The sequence below is a fragment of the Brevundimonas aurifodinae genome (assembly GCF_040195595.1).
GTDB classification, from domain to species: domain Bacteria; phylum Pseudomonadota; class Alphaproteobacteria; order Caulobacterales; family Caulobacteraceae; genus Brevundimonas; species Brevundimonas aurifodinae.
In genome coordinates this window covers 79,483-105,046 of the sequence record NZ_JBEGDD010000006.1, presented here as the reverse complement: position 1 = coordinate 105,046, position 25,564 = coordinate 79,483, and the positions used below count along the sequence as shown (strand labels likewise).

Here is a 25,564-nt window from a genome sequence, read left to right as displayed (position 1 = left end):
TTCCCTTCCGAGAGCCGAATGACCGACCCCGACGCCCCGACGCCTCCGCCCGCGCGTGACCCCCTCGCCTTCTTCGGCTCAGGCCGGGGCGGCGCCCTGGCCGTGGCGATCTCGGTCCTGGCCCTGGGCCTTTCGATCGCGCCCTATGCGACAGGCGGCGGCTTCGGCGAGAAGGTCCGCGCCTATCTGGTCGCCAATCCCCAGGTTCTGGACGAGGCCGTCCAGGCCCGTCAGGCGGCCGAGGAGACCAACCGCGTCGAGACGATCAACGCCACCGTCGCCGCCAACGCGTCCCTTCTGGCCCCTGACCCCCGCGATCCGGCCGTTGGCCCCGCTGACGCCAAGGTCACGGTCATCGAGTTCTTCGACTACCGCTGCCCCGGGTGCAAGGCGGTGTCGGAGGACTATCTGGCCCTGATCCGCAGCCATCCTGATGTCCGCTTCGTCTTCAAGGAATGGCCGATTCTGGACCGGGGCGACGATACGACGTCGCAATACGCCGCCCGCGCCGCCCTCGCCGCCCATGCGCAGGGTCGCTACCTGCCCGTCCACCAGGCCCTGATGGCCGAGGCCGCGCTGGACCCGGCGGCGGTCGATCGGATTCTGACCGAGAACGGCGTCGACCTGGCCCGCGCCCGGGCCGCCATGGCCTCGCCCGAGACCGACGCCCTGATCGCCGACATCAACGGCACCGGCCAGACCCTCGGTCTGGTCGGCACCCCGACCTTCCTCATCAACGGTCGCACCACCTCGACGATCAACCCGGTGGAGGTCTCCGCCGCGATCGAGGCGGCGAAGGCGAGGTAGCGTCCTTCTCCCTCCCCCGAGGGGAGGGTGGTCGAAGCGCAGCGGAGACCGGGTGGGGGCGGCCGGGTGAGCCAGACTCCGACATCGCCATGGATCGCCTGGCCCTCCCCACCCGGTCGCTTCGCGACCTGCTCTCCCCCAAGGGGGAGGGAGAAGATTTCGCCTAAGCCAGCCCCAGCGTCATCGCCCCGCCGATCCATTCCACTCGCGCCCTAGCCCGCGCCGCCTCGGCGGCCTCGGCATTGCCCAGCGCCGTCTCTGCCTCGGCGAGCACCCACAGGCTGTAGGGATCCATCGGCCAGTCGATCAGCAGTTCCTCGATCTTGGCCCTGGCCCCCGCCGCGTCGCCGCTCGCCAGCATGGCCGCCGCCAGGCTGCGGCGCGTCGGATACCAGATCACCGGGGGATCGCCCCCCTCGGGCCCCGAGCCCTGGATCTCGGCCGCCCGGCCGAAAGCCACCATCGCCGCCGCCGGATTCCCCTCGATCATGGCCGCCCGACCTTCCAGCACGCGCTGGAACACCTCGACGAAGTCGTTGCCGTCATTGCCCCGCCCACCGCCGATGGTCCCGCCGTCGCGGATCGCCCGGATCGCCTCGGCTTCGGCGCGCGCGGCCCGGGCGTCGCCCGCACGCGCCGCAGCCTCGCCCCGGGCATAGCGCCAACTGGCCCGCAGCATCGGCCGGTCCTCGGGCGGCTCGACCAGCGCCGCCACCTGCTCCGCCGGCCCGAACCGACCGTGGATGGCATAGGCGTTGTGGGCCATCATCTGACGCCAGGCGTTGTCGGCCGGAATGTCCGGATAGGTCGCCAGGAACCGCTGCCCCAGCAGCAGCCCCGCCTCGGCTCCGCCCGCCATCAAGGCCCCGCCCATGCCGAAATGGACGTTGTGGGCATGCAGGGCCATCCCCGGCACCCCGCCCGGAGGCCGGGCCAGTTCATCGTACCGCTGATCCAGCGCCACCGCGTTGACGTTGGACGTCATCGCGTCGCGATAGCGCCCCACCCGATAGAAGGTGTGCGACGGCATGTGCACCAGGTGGCTGGCCCCCGGCGTCAGGGCCGCCAGCCGCTCGCCATAGGGGATGGCCTTGTGAGGATCGTCCGACCACTCGGTCAGATGGATATACAGGTGGATGGTGCCCGGATCGTTCGGCGTGCGTTCCAGCGACGCCTCCAGCAGGTTCATGGCGCGGGTGATGCCGGGGTCCTTGGCCTGACCGTCCTCGTCCCACCACTCGTCGGCTTTCAGCATCCAGGCGTCCGCCGTGACGGCGACGATCATCGGATCATCGGCGTGATCCGCCGCGATCCGGTCCATGGATCGGGCGAAACGGACGGCGCGGCTGGATTTGAATCCGGAGTATCGCTGGATCATCGCGTCGATCATGCGCCGCTGCACCGGGGTGGCGTCCCGCGCCTTCCTCCGCGCCATCTGCGCCAGCCGCCGCCCCTCGTTCATCGAGGCGTCGTCGTTGCCGCCGCCGTTCAGGTTCGGCCCCAGCGCCCAGGCCTCGCCCCAGGCGCACAGACCACAGTTCGGGTCCAGCGCCTGCGCCCGGCGGAAAGCCCGCACCGATTCCTTGTGCTCGAACGCCCAGCGCAGCCGCACGCCGTGGTCGAACCAGGCCTGGGCCTCCGGGTTGGTCGTATCGACGGCCCAAGAGGCCTCACCGAAGCCGTCGACCATCACCATGTCAGTGGCCGAGGCCGCGTCCAGCACCGATCCGACGGTGCCGCAACCCCGCGGGTTCTGGATCAGGGCCGCGCTGGCCGCCGCATCGGCGGCCGCCTGCGACGCGTCCGCCACCGCCGCCGGCGCGCTCAGACAGATCGCCGCCGCCGTGAACGCCAGAAATCGTGATCGCATCGGTCGTCTCCCGCCCGGCGACACCATGCGGCAGACCGCTCAGGCCGCCAAGAGCCTCAGATCAGGCCCGCCAGCGGCGACGACGGATCGGCATACATGCGCCTGGCCATCCGCCCGGCCAGATAGCCCTGACGCCCGGCGATCACCGCATGTTTCATGGCCGAGGCCATCAGGATCGGATCCTTCGCCTCGGCGATGGCCGTGTTCATCAGCACGGCGTCGCAGCCCAGCTCCATCGCCAAGGTGGCGTCCGACGGCGTGCCGACGCCCGCGTCCACCAGCACCGGCACCTTGGCCTGTTCGACGATCAGTCGGATATTGACCCGGTTCTGCAGCCCCAGGCCCGAGCCGATCGGCGCCGCCGCCGGCATGATCGCCGCCGCTCCTGCCTCCTCCAGCCTGCGGCACATGACGACGTCGTCGGTGCAGTAGACCATGACCTGGAAGCCGTCCTTGATGAGCAGATCGAGCGCCCGCAGCGTTTCGACCATGTCGGGATACAGGTGCGCCGTGTTCGACAGCACCTCCAGCTTGACCAGGTCCCACCCCCCCGCCTCGCGCGCCAGCCGCAGCGTCCGCACCGCGTCCTCGCCGGTGAAGCACCCGGCGGTGTTGGGCAGGAAGGTAAATCGGTCGGGCTTCACATGATCGACCAGCATGGGCTGGCTGGGATCGGTCAGGTTCACCCGCCGCACGGCCACGGTCACGATCTCGGCCCCCGCGGCCTCTGCGGCGGCGGCGTTCTGGGCGTAATCCTTGTACTTGCCGGTCCCGACGATCAGGCGCGAGGTGAAGGTCCGCCCGGCGACGGTCCAGGTGTCAGCGGCGGTCTCGACGGCGGGCGGAGCGAAGGGCGCGTTCATGGGCCCTACTTAGGCGCTTGGACAGCCGGACGAAACCGTTCGCGCCCATTGCCGGTGCAAGCGACGCCCGCCTGGACCGGGATCATCTTCGCCTTGCTCACCCCCCTGCCGTCATCCTCGGACTTGATCCGAGGATCGGACCAACCGCGGCGAGACGCGTCGGAAGTGCCGCCATGTCGATGCGCCAATCGCCAGCAATTCGCTGCTGAACATCCGATCCTCGGATCAAGTCCGAGGATGACGGAGTGCATGGAAAGGCTTCGGTGGAGCTCAAGGACCGAACGCGTCAGTCACTAACAATTCATACCAATCAGTATCTTGCATAGCTTACATAAAGCTGAACGGCAGCATTTGCACTCGTTGCACCCGGTACCGCCCGAGTCCAACCGGCCCTCACCCTCCGCCGACGAACTGGACCAGCTCGATCCGGTCCCCGTCCTCCAGCGCGGTCGTGGCGTGCAGCGAGCGCGGCACAATGGCCAGGTTGCGCTCCACGGCGACCTTGCGCACGTCGAAACCCAGCTCTTCCACCAGGGCCGACACCGTCCGGGCGGCGACCTCTCGCGTATCTCCGTTGACTTGGATGCGCATGCCGCTACGTCAATCCGTCCATACCGGCGCGGTCGTCCGCTTTGACGCCGCGCCCGGTTCCGCTAAAAGGCCGCGCTTCACAGCGCCGCCACTGCCGTCCGGAGCGAATGCCCGAAACCCCCGTCCTCTACGTCCTGAACGGGCCCAACCTCAACCTCCTGGGGGTGCGAGAGCCGCACATCTACGGGCGCGAGACCCTGGCCGACGTCCAGGCGATCTGCGAGCGGGCGGCCGAAGGCGCAACCGTTGTCTTCCGTCAGTCGAATCGCGAGGGCGAGTTGATCGACTGGGTGCAGGAGGCGCGGACCGAGGCGTCCGCCCTCGTCCTCAACCCCGCCGGCTACGGTCACACCTCCATCGCCCTCTTGGACGCGCTGAAGGCCCTGACCATCCCGGTCGTCGAATGCCATCTGTCCAACCCCGCCGCGCGCGAGGATTTCCGGGCCCACAGCTATGTCTCCCTGGCGGCGACCGGCATCGTCTCGGGCTTCGGCGCCCACTCCTATGAACTGGCGGTCCAGGCCGCTCTCCGGCTGGCGCGGGAACGCAGCGCCCGGCCGGCCCGTTGAACCCCGATCACAAGGCGACGCTTTCCATGGCGACCGACAAGACGCTGAAGAACGAACCGACCGAGGTCATCGACGCGGCCCTGGTGCGGCAGCTGGCCGACATCCTCAACGACACCAGCCTGACCGAGATCGAGGTCGAGCGCGGCGATCTGCGCATCCGCGTCGCGCGCGAGGTCACGGCCGCCCCGGTCATGCACTACGCCGCCCCGCCGGCCGCTCACGCCCCGGCTCCGGCCGCCGCGCCCGCACCGGCAGCGCCCGCCTCAATGCCGTCGGACCCCGCCACGATCGTCGCCAAGTCGGGCGAACAGGTGAAGTCGCCCATGGTCGGCACCGTCTATCTGCAGCCCTCGCCCGAGGCCGATCCGTTCGTCGCGGCCGGCGACAAGGTCAAGAAGGGCCAGACCCTGCTGATCATCGAGGCCATGAAGACCATGAACCCGATCCAGGCCCCGCGCGACGGCGTGGTTCAGGAGATCCTGGTCGGCGACGCCCAGCCGGTGGAGTTCGGTGAGGCCCTCGTCGTCCTCGTCGAGGCCTGAGGCCGCCATGTTCACCAAGGTCCTGATCGCCAACCGCGGCGAGATCGCGCTGCGCATCCACCGCGCGTGCAAGGAGATGGGTATCTCCACCGTCGCCGTGCATTCCGAGGCCGATCGCGGTGCCATGTGGGTGCGGCTGGCCGACGAGAGCGTCTGCATCGGCCCGGCCCCGGCCGCCAAATCCTATCTGAACATCCCCTCGATCATCGCGGCGGCCGAGATCACCGGGGCCCAGGCCATCCACCCGGGCTACGGTTTCCTGTCCGAGAACGCCCGCTTCGCCGAGATCGTGAATGCCCATGGCATGACCTTCATTGGCCCGACGCCGGAGCACATCCGCGTCATGGGCGACAAGATCACCGCCAAACAGACGGTGCTGGAAGCCGGCATCCCCTGCGTCCCCGGCTCGGCGGGTGAGGTCGAGACCGTCGAGGAGGCCATCGCGGCCTCGAAGGACATCGGCTTTCCCCTGATCGTCAAGGCGGCGGCCGGCGGCGGCGGGCGCGGCATGAAGGTGGCCCTGACCGCCGACGACCTGGTCGAGGCCGTCCAGACCGCCCAGACCGAAGCGAAAGCCGCCTTCGGTAACGGCGCAGTCTATATGGAACGCTACCTCCAGAAGCCTCGTCACATCGAGATCCAGGTCGTGGCCGACAGCCACGGCAACGTCGTCCACCTGGGCGAGCGCGACTGCTCCCTTCAGCGCCGCCACCAGAAGGTGCTGGAAGAGGCCCCCTCGCCCGCCCTGTCTGCCGCCGAACGCGTCCAGATCGGCGAGGTCGTGAACAAGGCCATCGGCAAGATCGGCTACCTCGGCGTCGGCACCATCGAGTTCCTGTGGGAGGACGGCCAGTTCTTCTTCATCGAGATGAACACCCGCCTGCAGGTCGAACACCCGGTCACCGAGGCCATCACCGGCGTCGACCTGGTGCGCGAACAGATCCGCATCGCCGCGGGCCTGCCCCTGTCCTTCACCCAGGAAGACATCCACTTCGAAGGCCACGCCATCGAGGTCCGGATCAATGCCGAGAACTCCGAGACCTTCGCACCCTCGCCGGGTACCGTCACCGACTTCCACGCGCCCGGCGGGCTTGGCGTGCGTTTGGACAGCGCCATCTACGCCGGCTATTCGATCCCGCCCTACTACGACAGCCTGATCGGCAAGCTGATCGTCCACGGTCGCGACCGGCCGGAATGCATCGCCCGGCTGAAGCGCAGCCTGAACGAGATGGTCATCGGCGGCATCGACACGACCATCCCCCTGTTCCAGCGCCTGCTGGCCGAGCCCGACATCCTGACCGGCGACTACGACATCCACTGGCTGGAACAGTGGGCCAAGAAGCGGGCGGGCTGATCCCTTCTCCCCTTGCGGGAGAAGGTGGCCCGGAGGGCCGGATGAGGGGTATGTCGACGCGTACGCGCCTGTTCGGATAGCCCCCATCTCGCAGACCGAGTTCCACCCCTCATCCGTCAGCCTCCGGCTGCCACCTTCTCCCTCAGGGGGAGAAGGATGACGCCTACCTTCACCGCCCACGACCTCCTCGGCTGCTACGCCCGCGGCATCTTCCCCATGGGCGAGGCGCGCGACGACCCCCGCGTCTTCCTGGTCGAGCCCGAGATGCGCGGGATCATCCCGCTGGACGCCTTCCGGATCCCCACCCGCCTGCGCCGCACCGTCCGTGGCGAGCCGTTCGCCATCCGCGTCGACACCGCCTTCGGGGCTGTCATCGACGCCTGCGCCTCACCGGCCCCAGGCCGCGAGGACACCTGGATCAACGGACCCATCCGGCGGCTCTATCTGGAACTCCACGCGCTCGGCCGCGCCCATTCGATCGAGTGCTGGCGAGACGAGGCCCTCGTCGGCGGCCTGTATGGAGTCACCCTCGGCGCAGCCTTCTTCGGCGAGAGCATGTTCAGCCGCGCCACGGACGCGTCCAAGGTTGCCCTGGTCCATCTGGTCGCGAGACTGAAGCTCGGCGGCTGGCGCCTGCTGGACGCCCAGTTCCGCACGCCGCACCTCGATCAGTTCGGCCTGATCGAGACGCCGCAGGTCGTCTATCTGCGCATGCTGGAGGCCGCTCTGAAGGCCCGCCCCGGTCCGACCGCCCTGTCACGCCCGCTGACGGGCACCGAGGCCGTCGCCTATTCCTTGCAGCCCACGACCCAGGCGTCATAGATCGGGTGCTGCAACCCGCTCAGCGCCGGCGTCGAGGCGTACATCCAGCCTCGGAAAATTTGGCGCGGCTCGGCCCGGACCGTCCCGCGCGGCTGCAGCGTCACCTCCAGATAGGCGATCGAGTCCGCGACCAGTTCGTTCTCGGCGGCGACTTCGCAGGCGCGGGCGGTGAAGATCAGCGATTGGTTGAACCGCACCGGCCGACCGCCGACCTCGACCTCGAACCGCATGCTCTCGGCGGTGATCTTGTCGATGGCCTCGACGATGGCCACGCGGCGGCGCTGGCGCGGGGTGGGCGTCTCGGGAGCCAGGCGCTCGGCCTTCTCCTCATCGGTCTCGCCCTCCTCGTCGTCCTCTTCGTCGGTCGCCGTCTCCTCGTCTTCCCCGGCGACCTCTTCCTCGAGCGCGGCGGTCTCGATGCTGGGCGCGGCGGGTATGATCGCCACAGGATTGGCCGGAGCGGGGTCCCCGGCGGGCGCGGAGTCGGCGTTCGCGTCCTCACGCAGGGCCTCGGCGATCGGATCGGCGGCGGGCGTCGCGTCCTGGGCTGGAGCGTCCTGCATCCCGCCCGCCACGACGCCGCCCGCGATCGTCAGGGCCACGGCCGCCGCGCCGACGGTCAGCAGACGGGTCCGGCTCATTCCGGCTTCCAGGCTTCGTAGTCGCCCACGGCGGCGGGCCGCACGCCCTCGGCCGCGAGCGAGCCCGGCGGACGCCAGGCCAGGGGCGTGCCGGTCATGTTCGGACGGTGATCCTTCTCCCACCGGCGGCGCGGCAGGGGGGCCTCGGTTGGCGGCTCGTCGAAGGTGTAGTGCAGCCATCCGTGCCAGTCCGGTGTCACCTTCGACGCATCGGCATAGCCGTTGTAGATGACCCAGCGGCGACGGCGACCGTCATAGCTGGTGTTGTCGCGCGACTGGTAATAGCGGTTCCCGTGCTCGTCGGAGCCGATCAGTTCGCCGCGCTTGGCGATGGTGAAGAACGTCCCGAGCGTCGCGCCCGAGGTCCAACCGAAGATCCTGCCCAGCACTGGCTGTTCCGTCCGAGAAATCCGCCGGCGGGAGAGGCCGGGCCACTGTCCGCGATCATAGAAACCAGGAGGCCTCGCGTCCAGCGCGCGCGCGACGGCTCTTTGATCAACATCTTGGGGGTAACCCCGCGCTTCCTCCCCATATCTATTGCGACCCGCCATCACCGGGGCATAGAATCAGGAAACCGCACCCCGAGCCCAGCGTATGCGCTTCACGCCCCGCTTTTCCGACCTCCCTCGCGACCTCCGGCTGGAGCGGCGCGTGGTCGAGCGTCCGGGCGGCCACGTCACCGTCGTCGTTCCGTCCGGCTGGACGGATGCCCGGATCGAGGCCTGGCTGGACTGGGCGGCTGCGCTTCCCAGGGACCTGCCCCGGCTCGGCGACGGAGCACCGCCCATGCCCTCGCCGGTTCTGGATGGTGCCGTGGACCGCTGGTCCCATCGCCTGGCTGCCTGGGGCCGGGCCATGGGCGTGTTCGCCGGCGAGAAGGACGCACGCGCCTTCGCCGACGATCTGACCGCATCCGTTCTGCTCGGGCTGGCGGCTCCCGGTCCGGTCCGCCTGGTGGGGGCCCGCGTCCATCCGATCGCCGACGACCTGATCCCGGCCGTGCCTCACAGCCCTGTCGCCGATCTGCAAGACGATCTGGCCCGCGCGGCGTTCGAGGTCGAAACGCGCGCCGTTCAGGGCGAACGCTTCGCCGCGTCCTCGCTCGGTCGCCTGTGCGCCACGCTGAACGCCGTTGCCGACGCCGTGGCGCGCTGCCAGGGTCCGGCCGCCGATTGTACCGATCCAGCCGCCAATCCGGCCCTCGCCCGCGCCGCCCTGGCCGCGCGTCAGGCCGGCGCTGACGATGCCGCGATCCTGCGCGCCATGGCCGGCGAGACCTTCGCCGCGCCCGACGCCCAGCCGGAACGACCGACCCGCCTGGCGGTTCTGAGGCCTGACGCAGGCCAGGCCGAGATCGACGCCGCCATTCGCGCCGCGCTCGCGGGGCCGTTGACGCTCGCCTTCGACCCCGACACGGCCGAGGCCCTGGCGGAGGCAGCCGACGCCCCGTCCGCCGCCCTGTCCTGGCCGGCGCTTTGCGGCCTCGGCGGCGACGCCGTCTCGGCTCTTGAGTCACTGTCCAGGCTCTGGACCACCGCGCTCGAGATCGAGCTCGCCTCCGGGTTCTCCGCCGACGGGGCTTCGGCCGTGCGCCGCCATACCGCCCGCCCGATCAATCTGTGGCTCGAGGGCGTGCTCGAGGGCTTCCTGTCCGCCGGGCGGGGGCTGGAGGCGGCCGAGGAGATGACGGCCCTCGTCGCCCTGATGGCCGCCACCGCCGCCCAGACCTCCAGCGAACTGGCCGTGGCCCTCCATCCCACCCCGATCTGGCCGGGCGTCTCTTCCCGCCTGGACGCGCAGACGGACGCTCGCCTGTCATCCTTGGCCGAAGATGGCCTCGGGGGTCGGGCGCGGAACGCCCTCGAGGCGGCGCGGACCGCCGCGGGTCGCTCGGGGCGGCGTCATGGTCGGATCGCCGTGACCCCCCCCGGTCCGGAGACCACCCTGCGCCTCGGTCTGGGGGCCCTGACGACCCGGCAGGTCGCCCAGACGGAGGGCGGCGAGACCACGCGCCGGCTGCATTGCGCGATCCATGCGGTGATCGCGGCCAAGGGCGGCGATCCGGAGGACGCCGAACGCTGGGTCCTTGGCCGCCGGACCCTCGTCGGGGCGCCCGGCCTCGACCACGACCGGCTGCGCGGCCTCGGCTTCACGGACGCGGAGCTGGAGGCCGTCGAACGCGCCCTCGCCATCGTCCAGACGCTGGACGACGCCTTCGCTCCGCCGGTTCTGGACGCCGGCTTCATCCGAGACGTTCTGGGCCTCGACCCCGAAACGACCGACGCCCCCGCCCTGCTCGCCGCCCTGGCCCCCGTCGACGCTCTGGACGCCGCGCGCGCGCATGTCTTCGGCCACTCTGACCTGTCCGACTGGCCTCAGGCGCCCGAGGCTCTCGGCGATCTGTTGTCAGACCCCGCCGCCGTCGAGACGGAGCTGTGGCTCGCCTTCGCCCGCTTCGGCGACGCGCCCCTGCCCACGATAACGATCCTGCCCTGGACCTCCACCGCCGCCGAGGTCGAAGACCTGATCCGCGACGCCAAAGCCGTGGGTACCGGGCCGATCACCCTCGTTCCCACCGCGCCGCCCTCCCAGCCGGTCCTGGTCCTGCCGGAGTCCGAGGCGCGCCGAACCCCGGACCCCGCCCCGTCCCGCACGATCGAGACCGTCGTCGAACGCGTCGTCGAACGCGACCGGACCCGGCGCAAACTGCCGGATCGCCGAAAAGGCTACATCCAGAAGGCGGCCGTCGGCGGCCACAAGGTCTATGTTCACACCGGCGAGTACGACGACGGAGAGCTCGGCGAGATCTTCATCGACATGCACAAGGAAGGGGCCGCTTTCCGCAGCCTGATGAACAACTTCGCCATCGCCATCTCGATCGGGCTTCAGTACGGCGTGCCGCTGGACGAGTTCGTGGACGCCTTCGTCTTCACCCGCTTCGAGCCGGCAGGGCGGGTGACCGGCAACGATTCGATCGGCTCGGCGACCTCGATCCTGGACTACATCTTCCGCGAGCTGGGCGTGTCCTATCTCGGTCGCCACGAACTGGCCAATGCCGACGCCGAGCCTCTGGACGCCGATGGCCTGGGCGGCGGTCAGGCCGACGAGCTGGTGCCGGCGTCGCACTTCATCTCGCGCGGCTTCGCCCGGGGTGCCGCGCCCGACAACCTCGTCATCCTGCCCTTCGCCCGCCGCATCGAGCCGGAGCCGTCGCCGCCCCGGACCACTGACGCCGACGCCTGCCCCGCCTGCGGCGATTTCACCCTGCAGCAGCGCGGCGGGGCCTTCGTCTGCGACGCCTGCGGCGTGGCCCCGTCGATGCAGGGGTGAGCGGCGCGATTCTTGCTTGGAGCGAGTCGATTCCGGAGCCCGCCATGAAGTCATTCGCCGTCGCCTCCACCTTGGGTGCCGCCCTCCTCGCCGCCCTGCCCGCCCAGGCCCAGAACGCCGGCCAGATCGCCCGGGTAAGGGGTGGCGCGTCCTGCGCCGGCTGCAACCTGTTCCAGGGCGAGTTCTCGGGGCTGGAAGCCAACGGCCTGAACCTGTCGGGCGCGCGCGTGCGTCAGGCCGATCTCAGCCTGGCCGTCATGAATCGCACCCGCTTCACCGGGGCCGACCTGCGCGATGTCGAGGCCTATGGGGGCGTCTTCTCGTCGTCGAACTTCGCCCGCGCCGATCTGACCAACTCCAGCTGGGTCGGGGCCTATCTGGATGGCTCCAGCTTCGCCGGGGCGACCCTGACCGGGGCGAACCTGTCCGGCGCCCGCCTGGCCCGGGCCACCGGACTGACCCAGCGCCAGCTGAACGGCGCCTGCGGCGACGCCTCCACCGTGCTGCCGCACGGCCTGTCCATCCCGGCCTGCTGAACGCCTCCGACCTTACCGCGATTTAAGTAGGGTTTTCCGCCATCAGGCGTCATCTAGAGACCGTGACCCAGTCCCGCCGCCTCCTTCGCAACCTGTTCGCCGCCACGGCCTCCGTGGGGGCCCTGCTCGGCGCAGGCTCGAGCTCGGCCGAAATGCAGTTCGAGTTCCAGGACCGCGACGTCGCCCGCATGGTCTCGCTGGGCGGCTCGTGCAATCGCTGCGAGCTGTCGGGACGCAACCTGTCGGGCGCGACCTTCACCGGCGCGACCTTCGTTTCGGCCACCCTGGTCGGGGCCAATCTGCGCGGGGCAGAGCTGGTCGGATCGAACTTCTCGTCCTCGGACTTCACCCGCGCCGACCTGCACGGGGCTGAAATCCAGGGCTCCAACTTCACCGCCTCCCTGTTCAGCGGCGCGGTCCTGAGCGGGGCCGAGGCGCAAGGGTCCAACTTCTCGCGCGCCGATCTGTCGGAGGCCAATCTGTCGGGCGCCGAGCTTGTCGGGGCCAATATGAACGCCGCCGTCCTGACCCGCGCCAACCTGTCGGGGGCCGAGCTGTTCGGCACCACCCTCGCCAACGTCAGCGCGCGCAACGCCAACTTCTCCGACGCCCAGATGAACGCGGCCAATATGGCGGGCGGCGACTTCGGCTCGGCCAGTTTCGCCAACGCCGAGATGGACGGGGCTCGTCTGTCAGGCGCCAGCTTCGCCCGCGCCAACTTCAGCGGAGCGTCGCTGAACCGGGCCGATATCCGGGGCGCCGACCTGTCGCGCGCCACCGGCCTGACCCAGGCCCAGATTTCCACGGCCTGTGGCGACAGCTCAACCCGCCTTCCCGGCCGTCTCAGCGCCCGCGCCTGCACCCGGATCATCGTCCGTGCGCCCCGCCCGCCGGCGCCGCCCGCCCCGCCCCAGCCCCGGCGCAACATCGTCATCGCCGACGCCAACTGACGGCCGGGCCCGGCGTCCCGTTCCGTCATCCTCGGACTTGATCCGAGGATGACGGCTCAATTTTACGCCTCAGACCTTGATCGGCGGGGCCGTGCGGATGTGGACGTCCTTCAGCTGACGCTCGGCCGCCTCGGTGGGGGCGTTCATCAGCAGGTCCTCGCCCTGCTGGTTCAACGGGAAGGCGATCACCTCGCGGATGGCCGTCTGGCCGGCCAGCAGCATGACGATCCGGTCGATGCCCGGGGCCAGGCCCCCGTGCGGCGGTGCCCCATAGCGGAAGGCGTTCAACATGCCGCCGAACTGTTCCTCGACCACCGAGGGATCGTAGCCCGCGATCTCGAAGGCCTTGAGCATGATCTCGGCCTTGTGGTTCCGGATCGCGCCCGAGCACAGCTCATAGCCGTTGCAGACGATGTCGTACTGATAGGCCAGGACGTCCAGCGGGTCCTTCGTCGTCAGCGCCTCCAGCTCGCCCTGCGGCATGGAGAAGGGGTTGTGGCTGAAATCGACCTTCTTCTCCTCGTCCGACCATTCGAACATCGGGAAGTCGACGATCCAGCAGAAGCGGAAGGCGTCGTCGGCGATCAGGTTCAGGTCCTGGCCCAGCTTGATTCGGGCGTTGGCGGCGAACTTGGAGAACACCGCCGGGTCGCCGGCCGCGAAGAAGGCGGCGTCGCCCTGGCCCATCCCCAGCGCCTTCATCAGGCCGTCGGTGGCCTCGGGGCCCAGGTTCTTGGCGATCGGCCCGCCCCAGCCGCCCTGATCCTCGGACCAGAAGATATAGCCGAGACCCGGCTGGCCCTCGCCCTGGGCCCAGCTGTTCATGCGGTCGCAGAAGGCGCGCGACCCACCCTTGGGCGCGGGGATGCCCCACACGGCGTTCCTGGCGTCCGCGCCCAGAATCTTGGCGAACAGGCCGAACCCGCCGTCGCGGAAGTGGTCGGACACGTCCTGCATCTCGATGGGATTGCGCAGGTCCGGCTTGTCGGTGCCGTATTTGGCGATGCTCTCACGATAGGGGATGCGGACGAAGGGATAGGGATCGACCCGCTTGCCGTCGGCGAACTCCTCGAACACGCCGTGCATGACGGGCTCGATCGCGGCGAACACGTCCTCCTGGGTGACGAAGCTCATCTCGACGTCGAGCTGATAGAACTCCAGCGACCGGTCGGCGCGCAGGTCCTCGTCGCGGAAGCAGGGTGCGATCTGGAAATAGCGGTCGAAGCCCGAGACCATCAGCAGCTGCTTGAACTGCTGCGGGGCCTGCGGCAGGGCGTAGAACTTGCCGGGATGCAGGCGCGACGGCACCAGGAAGTCGCGGGCGCCCTCGGGGCTTGAAGCCGTGAGGATCGGCGTCTGGTATTCCAGGAAGCCCTGATCGACCATCCGGCGACGGATCGACGAAATCACCCGCGAACGCAGGACGATGTTCTTGTGCAGGGTCTCGCGGCGCAGATCGAGGTAGCGGTGCTTGAGCCGGATCTCCTCCGGATACTCCGGCTCGCCGAAGACCGGCAGAGGCAATTCGGCGGCTTCCGACAGGACTTCGACCGCCTTGACCCGCACCTCGACCTCGCCGGTCGGCAGGGTGGCGTTGACCGTCCCCGCCTCGCGCAGAACCACTTCGCCGTCGATGCGGATCACGCTCTCGGCGCGCAGCCGCTCGACGATCTCGAAGCCCGGCGTCTCGGGGTGCAGCACCAGTTGGGTCAGGCCGTAGTGGTCGCGCAGGTCGATGAACAAGAGGCCGCCGTGATCGCGCTTGCGATGCACCCAACCCGACAGGCGGACATTGGCACCCGCGTCCGTGGAACGGAGGGCGCCGCAGGTGTGGGAGCGATAGGCGTGCATGGGCGGAATTCGTCTGTGAAACGGCTGCGAAACAGCGGACCGGGAGAAGCGGCGTAAGGCGCATCCGAGGCCCCGAAAGTCAAGGATTCGCAATCCTCCCCGTAGGGAGGGATTTCACGGCATCCACAACACCGATCGTCTGTCCACGGCGGACAAAGGAACCGCGCCCGGACAGTCACGGTCATCTGCTATGCTGTGCAACATGTCCGCCAAGCGTTCCTCTCAGGACCAGCTCCGGCTCCCGCTCACCCGGGATGTGCCGACCAGCGCCAGCGCCTTCGTGCGCTCCGGCTCGAACGCCTTTGCGTTCGACGCCCTGTCGGCCTGGCCCAACGACACCGGCCGCGTCATGGCCCTGTGCGGCCCCGCCGGCTGCGGCAAGAGCCACCTCGCCGCCCTGTGGGCCGAGCGCGTCGGGGCGGTGCCCCTGAACGGCTCCGAAGCGGCGCTCGCCGACCCTCTGGAGCTGGAGGGCCGGCCCGTCCTGCTGGACATCGCCCAGGACGCCGACGACGAGACCCTGTTTCACCTCATCAACCTGGCCCAGCAGGACGGCGGGGCCCTGCTGATGGTGTCGCGGCCCTCGCCCCGCCGCTGGCAGGTGGCCGTGCCGGACCTGCGCAGCCGCCTGGACGCCGTCCGGGTCCTGGCCATGGAGGCGCCGGACGACGCGGTCCTGTCGGCCATCCTCGCCGCCCGCTTCGCCGAGCGCAGCATCACCCCGGCGGACGGGGTCATCGATTACCTGGTCCTGCGCATCGACCGATCGGCGGCGGCGGCGGCTGATGTCGTCGAGCGGCTGGACGCCGAACACCGGCCCGTGACCCGCGCCCTGGCCCGCCAGGTCCTCGGGGCCAGCGCCGATCTGTTCGAAGAGCCGCCGGAAGGGTTGCAGCCGTAACAGAGCGGCCTCACAACCAGCCCATGTCCGACGCCGCCATCGCCGACGCCACGACCGGAGAGGAGGTCCCCTCCTCTCGCGCGCCCCAGCTGCACCTGGACGAGGCGCTGATGGCCTCGCCCGAGCGCTTCTTCAACCGCGAGATCAGCTGGCTGAAGTTCAACGCCCGGGTGCTGGAAGAAGCCGCCAACCCGGTTCACCCCCTTCTGGAACGCCTGCGCTTCCTGTCCATCTCGGCCAACAATCTGGACGAGTTCTTCATGACCCGCGTCGCCGGGCTGAAGGGCCAGGTGCGCGAGCGGGTCCGCACCCTGTCCGCCGACGGTCTGACCGCCGCGGAGCAGTTGGAAAAGGTCAATGTCGCCGCCGGCGAGCTGATGGCCGAGCAGCAGAAGCGGTGGCGCCAGCTCAGGAACGAGCTGACCACCGCCGGCATCGAGGTCGTGCGGCCGGCCAAGATCACCAAGACCGACCGCGACAGGCTGGAGCCGGAGTTCCTGAACCAGCTGTTCGCCGTCCTGACGCCCCTGGCCATCGACCCGGCCCATCCCTTTCCATTCCTGCCGAACCTCGGCTTCTCGCTGGCGCTGAAACTGCGGCGTCAGCGCGACAACAAGACCCTCTATGCCCTGGTCCCCGTCCCGACCCAGGTCCGCCGCTTCTGGGAGCTGCCGGGCGACGGCCGCTCGGTGAAGGGGCGCCGCCGGTTCGTGACGCTGGAGGCCGTGCTCCTGCTGTTCATCGAGCACCTGTTCCCCGGCCACGAGGTGCTGGAGAAAGGCGTGCTGCGCCTGATCCGCGACTCGGACATCGAGATCGAGGAAGAGGCCGAGGACCTGGTCATGGAGTTTGAGGAGGCGCTGAAGCAGCGTCGCCTGGGCTCGGTCGTCCGGGTCAAGATCGAGGCCTCGATGCCCGACGACCTGCGCGACTTCATCGTCGGAGAGCTGGCCGCCGCGCCCCAGGACGTGGTGCTGGTCGACGGCATGCTGGGCCTGGCCCAGCTGTCCGAGCTGATCCCGCCCGGCCATCCGGACCTGAAGTTCCCCGGCTATGAGCCGCGCTATCCCGAGCGAGTCCGCGACCAGGGCGGTGACGTCTTCGCCGCCGTGCGCGAGAAGGACATCCTGATCCACCACCCATTCGAGAGCTTCGACGTGGTGGTGCAGTTCCTGCGCCAGGCCGCGCGCGACCCCAACGTCATCGCCATCAAGCAGACGCTGTACCGCACCTCCAAGGACAGCCCGATCGTCGCCGCCTTGATCGAGGCGGCCGAGAACGGCAAGAACGTGGTCGCCCTGGTCGAGCTGAAGGCTCGTTTCGACGAGGAGGCCAATCTGCGCTGGGCGCGGGCCATGGAGCGGGCGGGCGTCCACGTCGTCTTCGGCTTCGTGGAGTACAAGACCCACGCCAAGCTGAGCGTCGTCGTACGGCGCGAGGGCGACGGGCTGAAGACCTACTGCCACTTCGGCACGGGCAACTATCATCCGATCACGGCCAGGATCTACACTGACCTCAGCCTGTTCAGCTCCGATCCCGTTTTGGCCCGCGACGCCTCGCGCGTGTTCAACTACATCACCGGCTATGCGCAGCCGGAGGACCTCGAGGCGCTGGTCGTCTCGCCGCTCAACATGAAGTCGACGCTGATCGAACTGATCGGCAAGGAGATGTCCGCCGCCGCCAAGGGCCGGCCCGCCGCCATCTGGGTCAAGCTGAACGCCCTGGTCGACCCCGAGATCATCGACGCCCTGTACCGCGCCAGCCAGTGGGGCGTGCGTATCGAACTGGTGGTGCGCGGGATCTGCTGCCTGCGTCCGGGCGTTCCGGGCCTTTCGGAGAACATCCGGGTCAAGTCGATCGTCGGCCGATTCCTGGAACACAGCCGCATCATCTGTTTCGCCAACGGGCGCGACCTGCCGCATGACAGGGCCAAGGTCTATATCTCCTCGGCCGACTGGATGACCCGCAACCTGAACCGCCGCGTCGAGGTCATGACCCCCGTCACCAACGCCACCGTCCACGACCAGATCCTGGATCAGATCATGGTCGCCAACCTCAAGGACGACGCCCAGAGCTGGGTCCTGGGCCCGGACGGCGACTACACCCGGGTCACGCCGATCGATCCGGCGCGGCCCTTCTCGGCGCACCAGTATTTCATGACCAACCCCAGCCTGTCGGGCCGGGGCCGCAAGGTGAAGACCCTGCCCGGTCGGCTGCGCTACGAACGGCCCGGCAAATGAGTTTGCGCGCGTGAGCGAGCCCTACCCCGCCCCGCGCGAGGCCGCCGTCGTCGACATCGGCTCGAACTCCGTGCGGATGGTCCTGTACCGGCTGGAAGGCCGGGCCATCTGGACCGTGTTCAACGAAAAAGTGCTGGCCGGCCTGGGCCGCGACCTGCCCGAGACCCGACGGCTGTCGGAGCCCGGGGTGGCCCTGGCGATGACCGCCCTTCGTCGGTTCGCGGCCGTTCTGGACGGGGTCAAGCCCGCCTATGTCTTCGTCGCCGCCACCGCGGCGGTGCGCGAGGCCGAGGACGGACCCAGCTTCTGCGATCGCGTCGCCGCCGAGACCGGCCTGCGCGTCCGCGTCCTGACCGGAGAGGAGGAGGCGCTCTATGCCGCCCTCGGCGTCGTCGCCGGCGATCCCCGCGCCCAGGGCCTGGCCGCCGACATGGGCGGCTCCAGCCTGGAGCTGATCCGCATCGGTCAGGGCCGCCCCGAGGCCGGCGTCACCCTGCCGCTTGGTCCCTTCAGCCTCGCCGACCCCAGGGGTTTCGACGCCGACCGCCTGCGCGCCAAGATCGCCGAACGGCTGAAGCCCGTCGCCGCGCGGTTCTCCACCCAGGAACTCCACGCGGTCGGCGGCGGCTGGCGGTCACTGGCCCAGTTGCACATGGAGATCAGCGGCTATCCCCTGCGGATCGTCCATCAGTACGCCATGACGGCCGGGGACGCTCGCGACGTCGCCCGGTTCGTGGCCCAGCAGTCGAAGGCCTCGCTGGATCGCCTGCCCGGGGTGTCCAAGCGCCGCGCCGAGACCCTGCCCTATGCCGCCCTGGTGCTGGACGGGTTGATCGAGGCCCTGGGGGTCAAGAGCATCGTGTTTTCCGCCTGGGGGCTGCGCGAAGGCCTGCTGTACGAGACGCTGGATCGCGACGAGAGCCCGGTCGATCCCCTGATCGCGGGCTGCGCGGCGCTGGGCGCGCGCCAGGGCATTTCGCCCGGCCTGCCGGTGGCGCTGGAGGCCTGGCTGTCTCAGGTCATCGCCGCCCTGCCCGTCAGTTTCGGCCCGGAGCGCGACCCGGTTCTGGCCGCCGCCGCCTGCCGGCTCGCCGACCTGGGGGCCCGGCTGCACCCCGATCACCGCGTCGATCTGGTGTTCGACCAGGTCCTGCGCGCGCCCATTCCGGGCCAGACCCATGCCGAGCGCGTCTGGCTGGCCTGTGCCCTGAACGCCCGCTACGGCGGCGGGGCCGCGACCCCGGACGCGGCTGCCGTGGAGCGTCTTCTGGGCGAGGAGGCCCGCGCGGGGGCCCGGGCCATGGGGCTGGCTCTGCGTCTGGGTTGCGACCTGTCGGGCCGCTCTCCGCAATTGCTGGCCAATGCCGCCGTGGGGGTCGAGAACGGGCTTCTGCGCCTGACCGCCGCGCCCGGCTATGCCGACGTCCTGCTGGGCGAACAGACGAAGCGCCGGGCCAAGGCGCTGGCCGAGGCGCTGGGGCTGAAGCTCGAGATTTAATCCGCCAGACGGGCGACTACTCGATCTCGACGACCTCGACCCGCGCCCCGTTTAGCACCAGCGCGATCTCGCCGCGCTTCAGCTTCAGCGCGTCCTCGCCGAAGAGCTGGCGGCGCCAGCCCTTGAGCGCATCCACGTCGGCGGCGTCGGACAGGGCGATCTTCTCCAGATCGGCCACATTGGCGATCAGCTTGGAGGCCACGCCCGCATTGTCGCTCTTGGCCTTCAGAAGCACCTTCAACAACTCGACCACAGAAGGCGGTGCCGGCTGGTTGTGCGCTGGCCGATCCATCTTGGGCGCATGGGCCTCAGGGTCGGCCATGACCCGTTTTAGCACCTCGATCAGCTCCAGCCCCAGGCGCGAGCCGCCGAACCCCTTGGGCACGGAGCGCAGCCGGTTGAAGGCCTCGATGTCGGTCGGGGCCTGGGTGGCGACCTCGTCGATGGCCTCGTCCTTCAGGATACGACCCCGAGGCTGGTCCCTGTCCTGGGCCGCCTGTTCGCGCCAGACCGCCGTCGCCTTGAAGGCCGCCAGATATTTCGCGTTGTATTTCTTGGGCTTCAGCCGTTTCCAGGCCTTCTCCGGATCGGTGTCGTAGAGGTCGGGATCGACCAGATCCTCCATCTCCGACATCACCCAGTCCAGCCGGCCCTCCTTCAGCAGCCGGTCGCGCAGCTTGGGATACAGGGCCGCCAGATGGGTCACGTCACCCATCGCATAGTGCAGCTGCGCGTCCGACAGTGGCCTCCGCGACCAGTCGGTGAAGCGGCTGCCCTTGTCCAGGTCGATGCGCAGCATCTGCCGCACCAGCGAATCATAGGCGACCTGGTCGCCGAAGCCGGCCGCCATCGCCGCCACCTGGGTGTCGAACATCGGCTTGGGCATCGCCCCCAGCTTGACGAAGATTTCGGTGTCCTGGCGCGCGGCATGGAACACCTTGACCACCGCCGGGTCGCGCAGGATGTTCAGGAACGGCCCCAGGTCCAGCCCCTCGGCCTGCGGATCGATGATCGCCTCGTGATCGGCCGTCGCGGCCTGGATCAGGCACAGCTTGGGCCAGTAGGTCGTCTCCCGCATGAACTCGGTATCGACCGCGATGAAGGGAGCGTTGCGAACCGCCGAACAGAACTCAGCCAGCGCGTCATTGGTGGTGATCGGCGTCATTGAAATGCTATAGCCCCCCGCGACCGCGTCGTGGCAATAGCCCCGGCCTTTTTTCCGCACCGTTTTCAGGCCCGTGAGCGATGAGCGACACTTCTGATTCCATCCAGAACGGCCTGACCTATGCCGATGCGGGTGTCGACATCGACGCCGGCGACATGCTGATCGAGCACATCAAGCCCCTGGCGAAATCCACCGCCCGCCCGGGTTCTGAGCCGTCGCTGGGCGGCTTCGGGGCCCTGTTCGACCTCAAGGCGGCGGGCTTCGTCGATCCCCTGATCGTCACCACCACCGACGGCGTCGGCACCAAGCTGAAGATCGCCATCGAGACCGGCCGCCATGACGGCGTCGGCATCGACCTGGTCGCCATGTGCGTCAACGATCTGCTGGCGCAAGGCGCGGAGCCCCTGCTGTTCCTGGACTACTATGCGACCGGCAGGCTTGAGATCGACGCCGCGCGGCGCGTCGTGTCCGGCATCGCCGACGGCTGCCGCCAGGCCGGGTGCGCCCTGGTGGGCGGCGAGACGGCCGAGATGCCCGGCATGTATTCCGGCGGCGACTATGATCTGGCCGGCTTTTCGGTCGGCGCGCTGGAACGCGGCCACGCCCTGCCCCGGCTGGACCTGCAGAACACCGGCGACCTGATCATCGGCCTGGCCTCGTCGGGACCCCACTCGAACGGCTATTCCCTGATCCGCAAGGTGGTGGAGCGGTCTGGCCTGTCGTGGGGCGATGACGCGCCCTTCGCGACCGACCGGTCCCTGGCCCAGGCCCTGATGGAACCGACCCGCATCTATGTGAAGTCGGTCCTGCCCCTGATGAAGGCCGGCAAGATCAAGGGCGCGGCCCACATCACCGGCGGTGGCCTGATCGAGAACCCGCCCCGCTGCCTGGCCGATCACCTGACGGCGTCCTTCGACTGGGACGCCTGGCCGCTTCCGCCCGTGTTCCGCTGGCTGGCCGAGACCGGCGGCATCAGCGACCACGAGATGCGCCGTACCTTCAACTGTGGCGTCGGCTTCATCCTGATCGTCTCGCCGGCGGACGCCGAGGATGTGCTGGCGGGTCTGCTGGAAGCGGGTGAGACGGCCTTCGTGTGCGGTCAGTTGGTCTAGGTTCGAGCCGGCTGCCTCGGAGGCGCTCCTTCTCCCCTTGCGGGAGAAGGTGGCCCGGAGGGCCGGATGAGGGGTACGACGAGACGGATTCGCTGATCGGTCGGACGCTCATCGGCTGGACCGAGTTTCACCCCTCATCCGTCACGCTTCGCGTGCCACCTTCTCCCGCAAGGGGAGAAGGGATCGCGTGCTCCGCTTAACCTTCGATCGCCGTCGGATCCTCGATCACGACGCCCGGTCCAAGCACGATCACGCCGGCCAGAAGCACCGTCGCGGTGGCGGCCAAGGCGGCAGCGCCCAGCAGGGCCAGGGCGCTCGACTTGCGCGTCGGGGTGCCGAGGTGGCCTCGGGCGGCTTCGATCTGGACCAGGGCGTCGGCCATGTCGGGGTCTCCAGCTTGAACGCTGCGACCTCACGCCCATTCGGTTAACCGAAGGTTGCCGCCCCTCCTCGCTTGGCGATGCGCCAGCCACAGCCTAGAAGCCCTGTCATGATCCTCGTCGTCGATAACTACGACAGCTTCACCTACAACCTCGTCCACTACCTCGCGGAGCTGGGCGCGGAGACGCATGTCATCCGCAATGACGACCTGACGGTCGAAGAGGCCTGGGCGCTGAAGCCCGAGGCCATCCTACTGTCGCCCGGCCCCTGCGCCCCGGATCAGGCGGGCATTTGCCTGCCCATACTGATGACCGCGCCCGACGACATGCCGATCCTGGGCGTCTGCCTGGGCCATCAGGCCATCGGCCAGGCCTTCGGCGGCGACGTCATCCGCGCCAAGACCCTGATGCACGGCAAGACCTCGCCGATCACCCACGACGGTCTCGGCCTGTTCAAGGGCCTGCCCAGCCCCTTCACCGCCACCCGCTATCACAGCCTGGCGGTCAGCCGCGCGACCCTGCCCAACACGCTGGACGTCACCGCCTGGACCGAAGACGGCGAGATCATGGGCGTCCAGCATCACGACCGCCCCATCCACGGCGTCCAGTTCCACCCCGAATCGATCGCTACCGAACACGGCCACGACCTGATCGCCAACTTCCTGGACCTGGCCAACGTGCGGCGTCTGGCGGTCGTATGACCTCCCTTCTCCGCTCATCCCCGCGAAAGCGGGGACCCAGTGCTTTGGGCGATGGCTGTCACCGACCGCGCTCGCTGGCTCATCCCGGACACTGTGCCTCATTTCAGAACTGGGTCCCCGCGTTCGCGGGGATGAGCGGCAACTAAGGTGAGCGACACGATCAAGCCCCTGCTGGCCAAGCTGGTCGACGGCGCGGTCCTGACCGAGGCCGAGGCCGGCGACTTCTTCGCCGCCTGCCTGCGCGGCGAGCCCACGCCCGCCCAGGTCGCAGCCGCCGTCACGGCCCTGCGCATCCGGGGCGAGACCGTGCCCGAGATCGCCGCCTTCGCCCGCGCCATGCGCTCGGCCGCCGCCCCGTTCGAGACGCCGCACGACGTCATCGACACCTGCGGCACCGGCGGCGACGGGGCCCACACCTTCAACATCTCGACGGCCGCCGCGCTGGTTCTGGCCGGCGCGGGCCTCAAGGTCGCCAAGCACGGCAACCGGGCGCTGAGCTCCAAGTCCGGGTCGTCCGATGTGCTGGCGGCGCTCGGCGTTGACCTCATGGCCCCGGCCGAGCGCCAGAAACAGGCGCTGGACGAAGCGGGCATCTGCTTCCTCTTCGCCCCCGCCTATCACGGGGCCATGCGCCATGTGACGCCGATCCGGGCCGAGATCGGGTTCCGCACCGTGTTCAACCTGCTGGGTCCGCTGTCCAACCCGGCGGGCGCGCGCCGCCAGGTCATGGGCGTCTATGACCCCCGCCTGCTGGAGCCGCTCGTTGAGGTGCTGGGCCGGCTGGGCGCGACCCGCGCCTGGACCGTCCACGGCCAGGGTCTGGACGAGCTCACCACCACCGGCCCGACCGAGGTGGCCGAATGGAAGGACGGCGCCGTCCGCCGCTTCCAGATCACGCCCGAGGACGCCGGCCTGCCCCGTGCCGCCCTCGCCGACCTGCGCGGCGGCGACGCCGAGGAGAACGCCGCGGCTCTTCGCGCCCTGCTGGCCGGCGCCCCCGGCCCCTATCGCGACGTCGTCCTGCTTAACGCCGCTGCTGCTCTGGTCGTCGCCGACCGCGCCGCCGATCTGAAGGACGGCGTGACCCTCGCCGCCCGCGCCATCGACGACGGCTCGGCCGCCCGTTCGCTGGAGACCCTGGCCCGCATCACCTCCGCCCCTGCCGAGGCCACCGAGGCATGACCGACATCCTCGAACAGATCGCCGCCTACAAACGCGAGGACGTCGCCGCCCGCAAACGCGCCCGCCCCTTCGCCGAGATCGAGTCCGAGGCGCTCGTCGCCGGCATGCCGCGCGGCTTCACCGCCGCCCTGCGAAAGCGCGCTGAGCCCGGCCGCCCCGCCCTGATCGCCGAGGTCAAGAAGGCGAGCCCGTCCAAGGGCCTGATCCGCGCCGACTTCGACCCACCGGCGCTGGCCCGCGCCTATGAGGGGGGCGGCGCCGCCTGCCTGTCGATCCTGACCGACGGGCCCAGCTTCCAGGGCGACGATGCCTATCTGGTCGCCGCCCGCGCCGCCGTCGCCCTCCCCTGCCTTCGTAAGGACTTCCTGGTCGATCCCTGGCAGGTGGCCGAGAGCCGGACGCTGGGCGCCGACTGCGTCCTGATCATCCTGTCGATGGTCGATGACGGGCTCGCCGCCGATCTGCTGGCCGAAGCCGGCCGATTCGGCATGGACGCCCTGATCGAGACCCACGACGACGCCGAGATGGCCCGCGCCGCGTCGCTGGGCGGCGAGTTGATCGGGGTCAACAACCGGTCGCTGCGGACCTTCGAGGTCGACCTGACCACCACCGCCCGCATGGCCCACCTGGCTCCGCCGAACGCCTTGCTGGTCGCCGAGAGCGGCATCTTCACCCCCGCCGACGTGGCCGCGGTCGCCGAGGCGGGCGCGAGCGCGATCCTGGTGGGCGAAAGCCTGATGCGTCAGGCCGACGTGGAGGCCGCGACCGAGGCGCTTCTGGAGCCCGTTTCCCGTTAAGTTGACATTAGGCAAGAACACTTACAGAACATCGACAACGGTTCACGACTTGTTCTGAAGGCTCTCCGCCATGCTCACCAAGAAGCAGCACGAACTCCTCATGTTCATCCATGAGCGGATCAAGGAGACCGGCGTCTCCCCCTCGTTCGACGAGATGAAGGAGGCGCTGGATCTGGCGTCCAAGTCGGGCATCCACCGCCTGATCACGGCGCTGGAGGAGCGCGGCTTCATCCGCCGCCTCGCCCACCGCGCCCGGGCCCTGGAGGTCATGAAGCTGCCCGAACAGGCCACGGCGGGTGCCCCGCGCGGCCGCGCCGGCTTCACCCCGGCGGTCATCGAGGGCGGTGGACGCAGTCAGCCCGCCGAGCCCGCCAACGACACCCGCGAACTGGTCCTGGTCGGCAAGATCGCCGCCGGCGCCCCCATCGCCGCGCTCCAGGGCGACAACGGTCGCTATTCGGTGCCGGAGGCCATGCTGGGCGCGGGCGAGCACTACATGCTCGAGATCGAGGGCGATTCGATGATCGAGGCGGGCATCCTCGACGGCGACCTGGTCGTCATCAAGAAGTCCGACACGGCGTCATCCGGCGAAATCGTCGTCGCCCTGGTCGAGGGCGAAGAGGCGACGCTGAAGCGCCTGCGCAAGAAGGGCGGCTCCATCGCGCTGGAACCCGCCAACCGCAACTACGAGACCCGCATCTTCGGCCCCGACCAGATCGAGGTCCAGGGCAAGCTGGTGGGCCTCATCCGGCGGTATCACTGACCCGCCTCATCAATCCCCGTCATCCTCGGACTTGATCCGAGGACCGGACGTCGAGCCGCTCGGTCGAAAGAGTGAGGTGAGGTCTCGGGACCGCTCCAA

At 69.4% G+C, this 25,564-nt stretch carries 24 protein-coding genes; 16 read left to right on the top strand and 8 right to left on the bottom strand.

What is annotated here, in order from left to right; translation table 11 throughout:
• The first annotated feature begins 18 nt into the window (after nt 1-18).
• Nucleotides 19-807, top strand: a complete 789-nt coding sequence (locus ABN401_RS08675; RefSeq protein ID WP_349684441.1) for a DsbA family protein — start codon at nt 19-21, stop codon at nt 805-807.
• A 163-nt stretch (nt 808-970) separates the two neighbouring features.
• On the opposite strand, the gene ABN401_RS08670 is transcribed toward ABN401_RS08675, so the two are convergent.
• The 3 genes from ABN401_RS08670 to thiS form a co-directional block, all read right to left on the bottom strand.
• A complete protein-coding gene (locus tag ABN401_RS08670; RefSeq protein ID WP_349684440.1) occupies nt 971-2,677 on the bottom strand; it encodes a tetratricopeptide repeat protein in 1,707 nt (568 codons plus the stop codon).
• A gap of 56 nt (nt 2,678-2,733) precedes the next feature.
• Nucleotides 2,734-3,540 carry a thiazole synthase gene (locus ABN401_RS08665; RefSeq protein WP_349684439.1) on the bottom strand — a complete coding sequence of 269 codons (807 nt, stop codon included), beginning with the start codon at nt 3,538-3,540 and terminating at the stop codon, nt 2,734-2,736.
• 393 nt (nt 3,541-3,933) lie between these two features.
• Nucleotides 3,934-4,131 carry a sulfur carrier protein ThiS gene (gene thiS / locus ABN401_RS08660; RefSeq protein ID WP_349684438.1) on the bottom strand — a complete coding sequence of 66 codons (198 nt, stop codon included), beginning with the start codon at nt 4,129-4,131 and terminating at the stop codon, nt 3,934-3,936.
• A 107-nt stretch (nt 4,132-4,238) separates the two neighbouring features.
• On the opposite strand from thiS, the gene ABN401_RS08655 reads away from it, so the two are divergent.
• The 4 genes from ABN401_RS08655 (at nt 4,239) to aat (ending at nt 7,418) form a co-directional block, all read left to right on the top strand.
• Nucleotides 4,239-4,700: a type II 3-dehydroquinate dehydratase gene (locus ABN401_RS08655; RefSeq protein ID WP_349684437.1), complete on the top strand. Its 462-nt coding sequence runs from the start codon at nt 4,239-4,241 to the stop codon at nt 4,698-4,700.
• Nucleotides 4,701-4,726: 26 nt separating this feature from the next.
• Nucleotides 4,727-5,242, top strand: a complete 516-nt coding sequence (gene accB / locus ABN401_RS08650; protein WP_349684436.1) for an acetyl-CoA carboxylase biotin carboxyl carrier protein — start codon at nt 4,727-4,729, stop codon at nt 5,240-5,242.
• Between the two features lie 7 nt (nt 5,243-5,249).
• The gene (gene accC / locus ABN401_RS08645) at nt 5,250-6,596 is read left to right on the top strand and encodes an acetyl-CoA carboxylase biotin carboxylase subunit (RefSeq protein WP_349684435.1); all 1,347 of its coding nucleotides are present in this window, start codon (nt 5,250-5,252) and stop codon (nt 6,594-6,596) included.
• Between the two features lie 156 nt (nt 6,597-6,752).
• Nucleotides 6,753-7,418 carry a leucyl/phenylalanyl-tRNA--protein transferase gene (gene aat, locus ABN401_RS08640; protein WP_349684434.1) on the top strand — a complete coding sequence of 222 codons (666 nt, stop codon included), beginning with the start codon at nt 6,753-6,755 and terminating at the stop codon, nt 7,416-7,418.
• Here the strand turns inward: aat and ABN401_RS08635 are convergent.
• Together ABN401_RS08635 and ABN401_RS08630 are read right to left on the bottom strand one after the other, a co-directional pair.
• On the bottom strand, nt 7,385-8,059 hold the full coding sequence (locus ABN401_RS08635) for a DUF2155 domain-containing protein (protein ID WP_349684433.1): 675 nt from the start codon (nt 8,057-8,059) through the stop codon (nt 7,385-7,387). The genes aat and ABN401_RS08635 overlap by 34 nt on opposite strands.
• Complete coding sequence (locus ABN401_RS08630; RefSeq protein WP_349684432.1) at nt 8,056-8,448, bottom strand: NADH:ubiquinone oxidoreductase subunit NDUFA12; 393 nt, start codon at nt 8,446-8,448, stop codon at nt 8,056-8,058. The genes ABN401_RS08635 and ABN401_RS08630 overlap by 4 nt, the downstream gene beginning before the upstream one ends.
• Nucleotides 8,449-8,653: 205 nt before the next feature.
• Here ABN401_RS08630 and ABN401_RS08625 point away from each other — a divergent pair, with 205 nt between their 5' ends.
• The 3 genes from ABN401_RS08625 (at nt 8,654) to ABN401_RS08615 (ending at nt 12,875) form a co-directional block, all read left to right on the top strand.
• Complete coding sequence (locus ABN401_RS08625; RefSeq protein ID WP_349684431.1) at nt 8,654-11,389, top strand: TSCPD domain-containing protein; 2,736 nt, start codon at nt 8,654-8,656, stop codon at nt 11,387-11,389.
• 44 nt (nt 11,390-11,433) lie between these two features.
• The gene (locus ABN401_RS08620; RefSeq protein WP_349684430.1) at nt 11,434-11,925 is read left to right on the top strand and encodes a pentapeptide repeat-containing protein; all 492 of its coding nucleotides are present in this window, start codon (nt 11,434-11,436) and stop codon (nt 11,923-11,925) included.
• Nucleotides 11,926-11,987: 62 nt separating this feature from the next.
• Nucleotides 11,988-12,875 carry a pentapeptide repeat-containing protein gene (locus tag ABN401_RS08615; RefSeq protein ID WP_349684429.1) on the top strand — a complete coding sequence of 296 codons (888 nt, stop codon included), beginning with the start codon at nt 11,988-11,990 and terminating at the stop codon, nt 12,873-12,875.
• A gap of 69 nt (nt 12,876-12,944) precedes the next feature.
• Here the strand turns inward: ABN401_RS08615 and aspS are convergent, their stop codons facing one another.
• Entirely contained in the window at nt 12,945-14,735 is a 1,791-nt protein-coding gene (aspS, locus tag ABN401_RS08610) for an aspartate--tRNA ligase (RefSeq protein WP_349684591.1), read from the bottom strand.
• Between the two features lie 193 nt (nt 14,736-14,928).
• Between aspS and ABN401_RS08605 the strand changes: the two genes are divergently transcribed.
• From ABN401_RS08605 to ABN401_RS08595, 3 genes are all read left to right on the top strand, one after another.
• Nucleotides 14,929-15,627: a P-loop NTPase family protein gene (locus ABN401_RS08605; RefSeq protein ID WP_349684428.1), complete on the top strand. Its 699-nt coding sequence runs from the start codon at nt 14,929-14,931 to the stop codon at nt 15,625-15,627.
• A gap of 23 nt (nt 15,628-15,650) precedes the next feature.
• The gene (locus ABN401_RS08600; protein ID WP_349684427.1) at nt 15,651-17,867 is read left to right on the top strand and encodes an RNA degradosome polyphosphate kinase; all 2,217 of its coding nucleotides are present in this window, start codon (nt 15,651-15,653) and stop codon (nt 17,865-17,867) included.
• A gap of 76 nt (nt 17,868-17,943) precedes the next feature.
• Nucleotides 17,944-19,365: a Ppx/GppA phosphatase family protein gene (locus ABN401_RS08595; protein ID WP_349684590.1), complete on the top strand. Its 1,422-nt coding sequence runs from the start codon at nt 17,944-17,946 to the stop codon at nt 19,363-19,365.
• Between the two features lie 16 nt (nt 19,366-19,381).
• Here the strand turns inward: ABN401_RS08595 and rnd are convergent, their stop codons facing one another.
• Nucleotides 19,382-20,530, bottom strand: coding sequence for a ribonuclease D (rnd, locus tag ABN401_RS08590; RefSeq protein ID WP_349684426.1), 1,149 nt, complete (start codon nt 20,528-20,530; stop codon nt 19,382-19,384).
• 80 nt (nt 20,531-20,610) lie between these two features.
• Between rnd and purM the strand changes: the two genes are divergently transcribed.
• A complete protein-coding gene (gene purM / locus ABN401_RS08585) occupies nt 20,611-21,642 on the top strand; it encodes a phosphoribosylformylglycinamidine cyclo-ligase (protein ID WP_349684425.1) in 1,032 nt (343 codons plus the stop codon).
• Between the two features lie 196 nt (nt 21,643-21,838).
• Here the strand turns inward: purM and ABN401_RS08580 are convergent, their stop codons facing one another.
• Nucleotides 21,839-22,024 carry a peptidoglycan-binding protein gene (locus ABN401_RS08580; RefSeq protein ID WP_349684424.1) on the bottom strand — a complete coding sequence of 62 codons (186 nt, stop codon included), beginning with the start codon at nt 22,022-22,024 and terminating at the stop codon, nt 21,839-21,841.
• 108 nt (nt 22,025-22,132) lie between these two features.
• On the opposite strand from ABN401_RS08580, the gene ABN401_RS08575 reads away from it, so the two are divergent.
• The 4 genes from ABN401_RS08575 to lexA all read left to right on the top strand — a co-directional run bounded on the left by ABN401_RS08575 (nt 22,133) and on the right by lexA (nt 25,465).
• Nucleotides 22,133-22,723 (top strand): anthranilate synthase component II, encoded by a 591-nt coding sequence (locus tag ABN401_RS08575; protein WP_349684423.1) that lies wholly within the window; start codon nt 22,133-22,135, stop codon nt 22,721-22,723.
• 147 nt (nt 22,724-22,870) lie between these two features.
• Nucleotides 22,871-23,905 carry an anthranilate phosphoribosyltransferase gene (gene trpD / locus ABN401_RS08570; protein ID WP_349684422.1) on the top strand — a complete coding sequence of 345 codons (1,035 nt, stop codon included), beginning with the start codon at nt 22,871-22,873 and terminating at the stop codon, nt 23,903-23,905.
• A complete protein-coding gene (gene trpC / locus ABN401_RS08565; RefSeq protein WP_349684421.1) occupies nt 23,902-24,702 on the top strand; it encodes an indole-3-glycerol phosphate synthase TrpC in 801 nt (266 codons plus the stop codon). Before trpD ends, trpC begins: the two co-directional genes overlap by 4 nt.
• 70 nt (nt 24,703-24,772) lie before the next feature.
• A complete protein-coding gene (gene lexA / locus ABN401_RS08560) occupies nt 24,773-25,465 on the top strand; it encodes a transcriptional repressor LexA (RefSeq protein WP_349684420.1) in 693 nt (230 codons plus the stop codon).
• Nucleotides 25,466-25,564 lie beyond the last annotated feature (99 nt).

Excerpts from the sequence above, each read along its gene's own strand:
- ABN401_RS08675 (WP_349684441.1), top strand. The coding sequence starts at position 19 with ATGACCGACCCCGACGCCCCGACGCCTCCGCCCGCGCGTGACCCCCTC.
- ABN401_RS08670 (WP_349684440.1), bottom strand. The coding sequence starts at position 2,677 with ATGCGATCACGATTTCTGGCGTTCACGGCGGCGGCGATCTGTCTGAGC.
- ABN401_RS08665 (WP_349684439.1), bottom strand. The coding sequence starts at position 3,540 with ATGAACGCGCCCTTCGCTCCGCCCGCCGTCGAGACCGCCGCTGACACC.
- thiS (WP_349684438.1), bottom strand. The coding sequence starts at position 4,131 with ATGCGCATCCAAGTCAACGGAGATACGCGAGAGGTCGCCGCCCGGACG.
- ABN401_RS08655 (WP_349684437.1), top strand. The coding sequence starts at position 4,239 with ATGCCCGAAACCCCCGTCCTCTACGTCCTGAACGGGCCCAACCTCAAC.
- accB (WP_349684436.1), top strand. The coding sequence starts at position 4,727 with ATGGCGACCGACAAGACGCTGAAGAACGAACCGACCGAGGTCATCGAC.
- accC (WP_349684435.1), top strand. The coding sequence starts at position 5,250 with ATGTTCACCAAGGTCCTGATCGCCAACCGCGGCGAGATCGCGCTGCGC.
- aat (WP_349684434.1), top strand. The coding sequence starts at position 6,753 with ATGACGCCTACCTTCACCGCCCACGACCTCCTCGGCTGCTACGCCCGC.
- ABN401_RS08635 (WP_349684433.1), bottom strand. The coding sequence starts at position 8,059 with ATGAGCCGGACCCGTCTGCTGACCGTCGGCGCGGCGGCCGTGGCCCTG.
- ABN401_RS08625 (WP_349684431.1), top strand. The coding sequence starts at position 8,654 with ATGCGCTTCACGCCCCGCTTTTCCGACCTCCCTCGCGACCTCCGGCTG.
- ABN401_RS08620 (WP_349684430.1), top strand. The coding sequence starts at position 11,434 with ATGAAGTCATTCGCCGTCGCCTCCACCTTGGGTGCCGCCCTCCTCGCC.
- ABN401_RS08605 (WP_349684428.1), top strand. The coding sequence starts at position 14,929 with ATGTCCGCCAAGCGTTCCTCTCAGGACCAGCTCCGGCTCCCGCTCACC.
- ABN401_RS08600 (WP_349684427.1), top strand. The coding sequence starts at position 15,651 with ATGTCCGACGCCGCCATCGCCGACGCCACGACCGGAGAGGAGGTCCCC.
- ABN401_RS08595 (WP_349684590.1), top strand. The coding sequence starts at position 17,944 with ATGGTCCTGTACCGGCTGGAAGGCCGGGCCATCTGGACCGTGTTCAAC.
- rnd (WP_349684426.1), bottom strand. The coding sequence starts at position 20,530 with ATGACGCCGATCACCACCAATGACGCGCTGGCTGAGTTCTGTTCGGCG.
- purM (WP_349684425.1), top strand. The coding sequence starts at position 20,611 with ATGAGCGACACTTCTGATTCCATCCAGAACGGCCTGACCTATGCCGAT.
- ABN401_RS08580 (WP_349684424.1), bottom strand. The coding sequence starts at position 22,024 with ATGGCCGACGCCCTGGTCCAGATCGAAGCCGCCCGAGGCCACCTCGGC.
- ABN401_RS08575 (WP_349684423.1), top strand. The coding sequence starts at position 22,133 with ATGATCCTCGTCGTCGATAACTACGACAGCTTCACCTACAACCTCGTC.
- trpC (WP_349684421.1), top strand. The coding sequence starts at position 23,902 with ATGACCGACATCCTCGAACAGATCGCCGCCTACAAACGCGAGGACGTC.
- lexA (WP_349684420.1), top strand. The coding sequence starts at position 24,773 with ATGCTCACCAAGAAGCAGCACGAACTCCTCATGTTCATCCATGAGCGG.